Annotated in this window: 11 protein-coding genes; 6 read left to right on the top strand and 5 right to left on the bottom strand. The window is 38.0% G+C overall.

The annotated features are described in order from the left end of the window. Positions 1 to 513 precede the first annotated feature (513 nt). On the top strand, positions 514 to 750 hold the full coding sequence (locus AACS90_RS19440; protein ID WP_099123544.1) for a hypothetical protein: 237 nt from the start codon (positions 514 to 516) through the stop codon (positions 748 to 750). Positions 751 to 1194: 444 nt separating this feature from the next. On the opposite strand, the gene AACS90_RS19435 is transcribed toward AACS90_RS19440, so the two are convergent. Continuing rightward, positions 1195 to 1461 carry a helix-turn-helix domain-containing protein gene (locus AACS90_RS19435; RefSeq protein WP_241538330.1) on the bottom strand — a complete coding sequence of 89 codons (267 nt, stop codon included), beginning with the start codon at positions 1459 to 1461 and terminating at the stop codon, positions 1195 to 1197. Between AACS90_RS19435 and AACS90_RS19430 the strand changes: the two genes are divergently transcribed. The 3 genes from AACS90_RS19430 (at position 1436) to AACS90_RS19420 (ending at position 3112) form a co-directional block, all read left to right on the top strand. Further along, positions 1436 to 1774 carry a hypothetical protein gene (locus AACS90_RS19430; protein ID WP_153043706.1) on the top strand — a complete coding sequence of 113 codons (339 nt, stop codon included), beginning with the start codon at positions 1436 to 1438 and terminating at the stop codon, positions 1772 to 1774. The genes AACS90_RS19435 and AACS90_RS19430 overlap by 26 nt on opposite strands. A 62-nt stretch (positions 1775 to 1836) precedes the next feature. Next, a complete protein-coding gene (locus tag AACS90_RS19425; RefSeq protein WP_193757298.1) occupies positions 1837 to 2721 on the top strand; it encodes a hypothetical protein in 885 nt (294 codons plus the stop codon). Between the two features lie 46 nt (positions 2722 to 2767). Continuing rightward, a complete protein-coding gene (locus AACS90_RS19420) occupies positions 2768 to 3112 on the top strand; it encodes a DUF1240 domain-containing protein (protein ID WP_099123545.1) in 345 nt (114 codons plus the stop codon). Between the two features lie 40 nt (positions 3113 to 3152). On the opposite strand, the gene AACS90_RS19415 is transcribed toward AACS90_RS19420, so the two are convergent. The 4 genes from AACS90_RS19415 to AACS90_RS19400 form a co-directional block, all read right to left on the bottom strand. Continuing rightward, positions 3153 to 3632 carry an Hcp family type VI secretion system effector gene (locus tag AACS90_RS19415; RefSeq protein ID WP_099123542.1) on the bottom strand — a complete coding sequence of 160 codons (480 nt, stop codon included), beginning with the start codon at positions 3630 to 3632 and terminating at the stop codon, positions 3153 to 3155. A 134-nt stretch (positions 3633 to 3766) separates the two neighbouring features. Then, positions 3767 to 4456: a replication initiation protein gene (locus AACS90_RS19410; protein ID WP_099123541.1), complete on the bottom strand. Its 690-nt coding sequence runs from the start codon at positions 4454 to 4456 to the stop codon at positions 3767 to 3769. Between the two features lie 722 nt (positions 4457 to 5178). Further along, on the bottom strand, positions 5179 to 5469 hold the full coding sequence (locus AACS90_RS19405) for a type II toxin-antitoxin system RelE/ParE family toxin (protein WP_099123540.1): 291 nt from the start codon (positions 5467 to 5469) through the stop codon (positions 5179 to 5181). Next, positions 5462 to 5704, bottom strand: coding sequence for a type II toxin-antitoxin system ParD family antitoxin (locus AACS90_RS19400; protein WP_099123539.1), 243 nt, complete (start codon positions 5702 to 5704; stop codon positions 5462 to 5464). Before AACS90_RS19400 ends, AACS90_RS19405 begins: the two co-directional genes overlap by 8 nt. Before the next feature lie 516 nt (positions 5705 to 6220). Between AACS90_RS19400 and AACS90_RS19395 the strand changes: the two genes are divergently transcribed. Beyond that, positions 6221 to 6514: a helix-turn-helix domain-containing protein gene (locus AACS90_RS19395; protein WP_099123538.1), complete on the top strand. Its 294-nt coding sequence runs from the start codon at positions 6221 to 6223 to the stop codon at positions 6512 to 6514. A gap of 292 nt (positions 6515 to 6806) precedes the next feature. Beyond that, a complete protein-coding gene (locus tag AACS90_RS19390; RefSeq protein ID WP_153043705.1) occupies positions 6807 to 6995 on the top strand; it encodes a hypothetical protein in 189 nt (62 codons plus the stop codon). Positions 6996 to 7248 lie beyond the last annotated feature (253 nt).

The raw sequence follows: 7248 nt of genomic DNA, 5'->3' as shown, positions 1-7248 counted from the left end.
CCTTTACTTAAAAAGAGTGGATGGTTTTACAAAGTGAGACCATCCTCATTAAGTAATTTATTTTTTTAATCCTACTTTTGGGAGGTGTTTTATGGCTGGTAAGATTAAGCTGCCACATACGTGTCCAAAGTGTCGGAAAGTAAAGGCTGAAACAGAGGAAGAATTAAAAAAAAATTTTGGTTATAGAGAACAAGATGGCGGTATAACTAACCAAAGTTACTGTAAGAATTGTCGTTAGATGCCCTTTAGGGCATGAAAGGCGGCTCATCCAATGTCACTGGGATAGCTGTTTTTTTCCCCGCCGATACAAGAGGGGATTTCATCAGGGAACGCGAATCCCCTCATCCCTGCTAAGCTGTCTTTTTGCGATCTGTCTGTGACTCAAAAGCTGGGAGGTCGAAGACAAAAGAATCTTATAGCGGGGGAAATAAATAAATTTTTAATTAAACTTCGGAAATACATATTATTTAATTCGATATGATTAAATCTCAATTTATTTTTTCAGAGTGACTTATGGATACGAATGATAGAACGGTTGTTATCCCTGTAAAGGAATGGGTTTGGACAATAATTTTAGTAATGATTCCGCTTGTTAACTTGGTGTTTTTAACCTACTGGAGCTTTTCAAAAAGTACGAATATAAATAAAAAGAATTACGCTATTGCTAATTGGATAATTGCACTTTTTATGTTGGTGCTTTATGCGATTTTAATTATTGTATATGAATCCGGCTCTGCTTCTCGTAGCTGATGAAACTATCTCTCTAAATAGATTTTCCTCGTACTGTCAGATAAAAATCTGACAGTGTTTTCGTTCTATTCTTTTTTTTGATGCGAAACGCCAGCAATTTGCGAATCCTGCCTTTGCTATAACCCTTATGTGGTTTCGTAAGTACGAAATTAATATTTCCCTGAATCGCAGTTATGTTTAGGGGGGAAACAAAACCTAAATTTCGGCCCTTTTGTTGGGGGGATTTCCTTGTATTTATAATTAAGGGATAACTCTAGGGTTGAAATTCCCTTGAAAGCGTTGGTACACAAGGCTTTGAGCTGTATTTTCTCCGAAATGACTTTGCGTAAGAATTTAGAATGTGCAGTATTACTAACACTGCACATTTGTCTAGATTTGAGATTACTTAGGCTTTACCGCCCTGAATGACGCTGAGACTGTTTTTAAGGGCTTTTTTGTGGTTGCTTACTGTTCCTTCCAACCGAATTGCGGGTTTAGTCTATAAGTCTTGCTGCGGCCGATTTTAGGGCCTTCAAGAATAACTCCAAATTCAATTAAGTTCTTAACGGCTCTACTAACGTTTGTTTTCTGCATTTTTAATGCATTTGCCACATCGATTTGAGCTACTTGTATGTAGTTCTCATAATCCAGATCAGCTAAAAGTATCATCAGTACTTTTGTTTGTTCATGATTAAGTTCTGTAGCAATGATTTTTAGCGCTTCTTGGTTCATGGTGAAATGCCTCTCGAATGATGATTTTTGCTTAGGCCGAATTACAGCAACAAAACAGCCTAAAAAGGATCTTCAATGGCGTTATGACTGGCTTCATAATTACTTTTGGTGGATTATTGGCGGTGTAATGCTGGCTGCCGTGATTGTGACTGGTCTCAGTGCTCAATTTTTCTTTAGCCAAGGCGTGGACAGAAATTACCACACCATAACCAACACTTATCAATTGGTTGAGGAGCTTAAAACTCAGTGTCATACCCCGACAGGAAAACTTGAGCCAGTTCCCAATACTTCAGGAAATCTAAAGAAAAAATAGCTGAGTCCGATAAAATAATAAACGAAAATAAAATGATTAAATAATGTAAAAGGAGTTATTCAATGAAGTATGATCCAAGGTTAAGAACATTTGTTGATAATGATTATAGATATGAAGAAAATCTTAATTTTAAAAAGCAGATAGAGGATGTAAGACATAAAAATATCGAGGATGAGCTAGAGCGTCAATTAAAAGAGAATAACGAAAATATTGCTATACTGACGAAAGAGGAAGCTATAGAGTATGTAAAAACACTAACTAATCCTGACTATTATAATTCATGGAAAAAAACTGTTAAAACGTTTTATTCATATGCTGATACTGCTTCATCATTTGCAGGTAATATGTATGATTCTATTGGTGTAGCAAGAATAGCAAACGATTTAAGAAGTTTCGGTGTAAGAGCAAGAGAATATGTGGGAGCGAATGGACGAAGATATATAGTGTTATCCGGATATCCTGGTGTAAGAAACTATTTAAATGCCACAAGATACCTTGCTAATAATCCACAGATAGTAACTTTCGGAGTAGGTACATTAGGTGTTGCAAACGGCATTGCCGAAGGTAGGCGGTTTGGTATAATTTTTTCAGGCTCATATAGGCTAATTGAGTTAATGTTCAAAGAAGGGTATGGATTAACTGACTTGTTTGTTAATTTAACAATGGATGCTGTGAAATTATCTATTTCAGTAGGTATTGCTGGGGCAGCTAATACTTTATTGGTTTCTCCAGTCTTAGCTGTAGGGGGAAGTCTGATGCTTGTAACTCTTGGTGTATTTGTCATTGGTGTAGGGGTTTCATATGGTTTATATCTGTTGGATGATTATTTTAAAGTTAGTGAAACTATAATTAAAAATATAAAAAAATTACTAAATGAAAAACCAAATCCAACACCATATCATCCGGATCAACTTTTTAGTATGTGGGGTAGATTAAGTCGTGGATAATACAAGTAAAACAAAATTATACTTAGGTATATCGTTGCTTGTTTTTATGACGATATTATTTTTATTTTTTTCATTAAATGATTATATTGGTTTTTTTAAGCGTGATAATGTTATTACCTTTTCATGGAAAAGTGCAGGCTTTATTTGGTTTACACCTGTATTAATCTATCTTGCGTATATTTTATACCGAATATCTATTGGTAATATGAAACGTCTTAATAGTAAAGTGGGTAATTATATTTCATATGTATCGATAATAGGTTTCATTCTTACTTTGTTCGTGTCTTTTTATGTTGATGATAAATTAGAAAATGAAGGATATGTAACTTGTAGTAAATCATCATGGATGGCTCCAAATAAGTATGTTAAGGACATTTCGATTTGTCACTAAGCATTAACACTAAGCATATATGCTTAGTGTTAATTTTCAATTAATAGGTCCTATCTTCCCAAATGCTGTAAGCCGATGTGCCAGCCGTTCTATGATTCCATGAGATGGATTTATAGTTGAGTGTTACTCTTTCATATGGCATGGCATCAAAATCATTTATAGAGTGAGGATATATACAGGAAACATCCGTGATAGTGGCTTCTGTTATTTTAACTTCATAGAATAATTCCAGTTGTCCAGCTTGACCTGTTCTATAAAAAACAAAATCTCCATTTAGGGATTCGTTTGAATCTATTGCCATTGCTAATAAAGGTGATGATTTATCGATTGGTTTAACAAATTGTATAGGTTGATGACTAACATTTTGTTGTCGTGTAATTGAATGATTCAGACTGAGTACCTGTATTTGATCTTCGTGTCCGTTTTGATACCGATTTCCTATAGAATCAGGAGTTGAACATCCCGCAGATATGAGACCTTGATTTTTACCATTTAAAGACAAATAAATCATGTATGACATAAAATTACCATCCTAGTTATTTATGATTAAGTCTGATTATTTAAATTGCTAACATAACATACAGATAATGTTTAAAAAAGAAATACAAAAGCAAATTATTTATTTGTTTTTGTATTTCTTATTAAGGATTTTTGTTAAATTATTATTTTTATTTGCTTGTCTTCTTTAAATTTAAAGTGTAGGGCTACTACAGTACGGCCTTTTTTTACAGTATCTACTGATACAATTAAGTCGCTTTTTTCGTTTAATTCTTTTATGGATGGTATTAATAATAACTGATTTAATGATTTAAATGTTTTGTATTTATCATCGATTCCTAGCATAGAGCGGAAATCTGCTAAGGATATAATCCTATCTCCAGTATTTTTGAATTGTTGTAGTAATTCATAGATACGAATGCTATATGTTCTTTTTAACGCCGCTACATTTTTAATAGCTATCTTCGTAAATTGTCCTTTCAGCTGAGTCAAATAAGGCATGATTGAATCAGCGAAAATTATTTCACTTTTACCTTCTCCATTAAAGTATTTGGCTTTTTCCTGAATCCAACGTATTTCGCGCTTTTCATCTTTTTTATTTATTACGATAGTTCTATCCCACAGTCGCTCGATTGCCTCATGTAAGCGGCGTTCTGCATTTTCTCTCCCCATATCAGGGAATGCTAGATAAAACTCATTAGCAGACAATTGAAAGATGTTTTCTGGTTTTTCATCTTGGGGGTTGAGTTTTCCTATACACATCAATAAAACCCGTTGTTCTTGCAATGTAAGTTTGTAACTTGCTTCTATCAAGGCATTAGATTTGTAAGCAACAAGATCACTCATTAAACCCCTCACTTTGTTTATAGGTAATGATTAATATATATATATTACCACACACAAAGGCAATATTTTTTTTTAATGCATTGCCTTTGTGTGTGGATATTACCGTCAAAAGCATTGCCTATTACCGTCAAAAGCATTGCCTATTACCGTCAAAAGCATTGCCTATTACCGTCAAAAGCATTGCCTATTACCATGTAAGACATTGATTTAAAACAAGAAAAAAGACCCTAAAACAAGAATAAAAACAAGAAAAACAAGTTAAAAAAGGAGTGCCCTGTGGATAACCCAGAAAATCTAGTCAGATCCATCACAAAAAAAGGATGTCGCCGCAATGCGGCTTTTCTTCATTGCTCTGATGGGCGCTACACAGTCAAATCCATTGTCTCCGACTCTATACACCTGTTATCACGTCCTTTTTCGTGCCCGTAGGTTCGCTTCGCTCACAGCCTAGCAGGGCGAATGGGGTTAAATGCTTCCGTTCAGTCCTCCTTTTGTATCGGCTGTTTGATCCAGAATGATCCCAATTAACCCGGAGAGCAGCCCTCCATGCCTTAACAGGCATAAACCCATTTAAAAACCTCTCTGAGCGATTTTTTAGACATCGACACACGTTCCATCATCAATAGCAAGAAAAGCGCTCAGAATCGTTTTGAGGCGGTTTTATCAGGGTGTGTTAATATACTGTAATCCCTATTGTGAAAAGAGGCTCAGACTGTTGATCATCATTGTGATCGTAAATGTTGGGTATGATTCATCTGTTGGTGCAGGATGCGGGCGATCAGGATATCGCTGTCTCGGACAGTGTAAAAAATGGTGTGGCGCTGAAATTCTATCCGTCTAACCCCGGATACCGCCGGATAATCTCGTCCAATGTCAGGCATACTTGCCAGCGTTTCTAAAAATTCGTCCAGAGCGTCTGTATAGTAATCAGCTTGGACTTCCCCGAATTGTATCAACGTATAGTCATAAATATCTGCAAAGTCCTCCGCTGCACGTTCTGATAGCCTATACACGATGTCGCTGTTTCCTCTGTTCAGCAATATCCCGCAGCGTTAGCGCGCTTTCCCCGCTTTCTAGCCCCTCAATCACCGCATTACGGATCGCTTCGACCTGATTTTCCTGTTGCTCCAGCAAACGCAATGCCGAACGCATTACTTCGCTGGCTGAACCGTAACGCCCACTTTCAATCATCCGTTGCACAAAACCGTCAAGTTGTTTCCCCATACTGACGGACGTAATTTTTCTCATAGTGGACACCTGTATTAACTGTTAATACATCAAGCATACTGCAAACTGATTTGTGACCCAATTAAAACGGTGGTTATTTATTCAAGCAGGGAGGCAGCGTCACTTGTGTTTTACCAAGTGACGCTGTTAAGAAAACGGCTGTAACCCTTGTCTTGCCTGATTTTCGAAAAAGCCGTACCCAATGAAGCCGGATACACCCACTCTGCCACGGTGTTATATTTTCCCTTTCTCATCACGTTATTACTTGAATCACTACGTCACATCTATTTGATTATCTTATTGAAATATTTTATCTAACCCGTTAACCTGATAATGCTATTGGCAAAATCCGATAGCCGGGGATTTCCAACCCTGAAAATAGCTACCCACTGGTAGGATGTTTCTGCCAGTGTGCCTGCGCTCGCCCATTCAATGGCGGTTCAGGCGGGGGAGGCTTCGGCCTCGCCGGAAGGTAGCTACCGGTATTGGAAACCCTGCTTGAATCGCCACCAATAACAACAATGAGGTGAAGCAGGTATGACTACGAACACACAAGACTGGCATCCCGCCGATATCGTTGCTGCCCTTCGTAAACAAGGCACAACCGTTGCTGCTCTGTCCCGTGAATCCGGTTTAAGTTCTTCCACACTGGCAAATGTCCTGAAACGAGCATGGCCTAAAGGCGAATGGATCATTGCCCGCCGTCTAAATATGCACCCCGCCCAAATCTGGCCTAGCCGGTATTTTGAGCGAGGACAGATGACAGAACGAAAACCCAGAAACCTCCTCGCCTGGGATGAGCTGGTCAACAAAGACAATGACGGTTTCTAAGGTATTTAGATTTCACTTTCAGCAAGCAGCCGGTCACCGAGGCTTTTTAACGCCTGCAATTTTTCCGGCGGGCAGTGGGTTAGCTTAACCAGTGCTCCGATAAACGTTCCGGCATCAAGGGTCAGCTGTCCGGTTTTCTTGTCAAGGAGTCAGACAAGGCTGACCAGTCCTGCCATCTTAAACATTTCGTGATTACGCACCTTACGTGCTGCCAGCAGCTCTGCATTGATTATCCACTGAAGAACTGAAAGCTCGCCTTTTGAATTTAAACCGTCCATGAGTTGAAAAAATTATGAGAGCAGATTTGTTTCAACAATTGCTAAGTGGTGTGAAAGAGATGGTTGCAATTGAGAACGGCGAGTTGCAACCCGATCCTTCTCATGTTCATCGTCATGTTGTTCCTGATTCTGATTTAAAATTGATTCAAAACCGTTTGAGTGTTGAAAAAGTTTTGAAAAAAAGTGACAGTGAAATTCGGTAAAAAATAGGGTCGAATAGCGGACAAGATGTGATTTGTAGCACCGCCGACACGCCGACGTTGTTACAAATCATCTAGGTCAGGGCGACGCCCCGACACCCCGCGAGACTATTTTTCTGGCGAAATTAAAAAGTAATTAACACCAAAAATAGAATGTCCTTTACTTAAAAAGAGTGGATGGTTTTACAAAGTGAGACCATCCTCATTAAGTAATTTATTTTTTTAATCCTACTTTTGGGAGGTGTTTTATGGCTGG

Source organism: Xenorhabdus sp. KK7.4, from assembly GCF_963876465.1.
Classification (GTDB): domain Bacteria; phylum Pseudomonadota; class Gammaproteobacteria; order Enterobacterales; family Enterobacteriaceae; genus Xenorhabdus; species Xenorhabdus stockiae.
The sequence above is the reverse complement of the archived record's forward strand: the minus strand, read 5'-3'. Positions and strand labels throughout refer to the sequence as shown.

What these genes read in the sequence shown, in the direction of transcription:
- AACS90_RS19440 (WP_099123544.1), top strand. Translation starts at nt 514, where the DNA reads ATGGATACGAATGATAGAACGGTTGTTATCCCTGTAAAGGAATGGGTT.
- AACS90_RS19430 (WP_153043706.1), top strand. Translation starts at nt 1,436, where the DNA reads ATGATTTTTAGCGCTTCTTGGTTCATGGTGAAATGCCTCTCGAATGAT.
- AACS90_RS19435 (WP_241538330.1), bottom strand. Translation starts at nt 1,461, where the DNA reads ATGAACCAAGAAGCGCTAAAAATCATTGCTACAGAACTTAATCATGAA.
- AACS90_RS19425 (WP_193757298.1), top strand. Translation starts at nt 1,837, where the DNA reads ATGAAGTATGATCCAAGGTTAAGAACATTTGTTGATAATGATTATAGA.
- AACS90_RS19420 (WP_099123545.1), top strand. Translation starts at nt 2,768, where the DNA reads ATGACGATATTATTTTTATTTTTTTCATTAAATGATTATATTGGTTTT.
- AACS90_RS19415 (WP_099123542.1), bottom strand. Translation starts at nt 3,632, where the DNA reads ATGTCATACATGATTTATTTGTCTTTAAATGGTAAAAATCAAGGTCTC.
- AACS90_RS19410 (WP_099123541.1), bottom strand. Translation starts at nt 4,456, where the DNA reads ATGAGTGATCTTGTTGCTTACAAATCTAATGCCTTGATAGAAGCAAGT.
- AACS90_RS19400 (WP_099123539.1), bottom strand. Translation starts at nt 5,704, where the DNA reads ATGAGAAAAATTACGTCCGTCAGTATGGGGAAACAACTTGACGGTTTT.
- AACS90_RS19395 (WP_099123538.1), top strand. Translation starts at nt 6,221, where the DNA reads ATGACTACGAACACACAAGACTGGCATCCCGCCGATATCGTTGCTGCC.
- AACS90_RS19390 (WP_153043705.1), top strand. Translation starts at nt 6,807, where the DNA reads ATGAGAGCAGATTTGTTTCAACAATTGCTAAGTGGTGTGAAAGAGATG.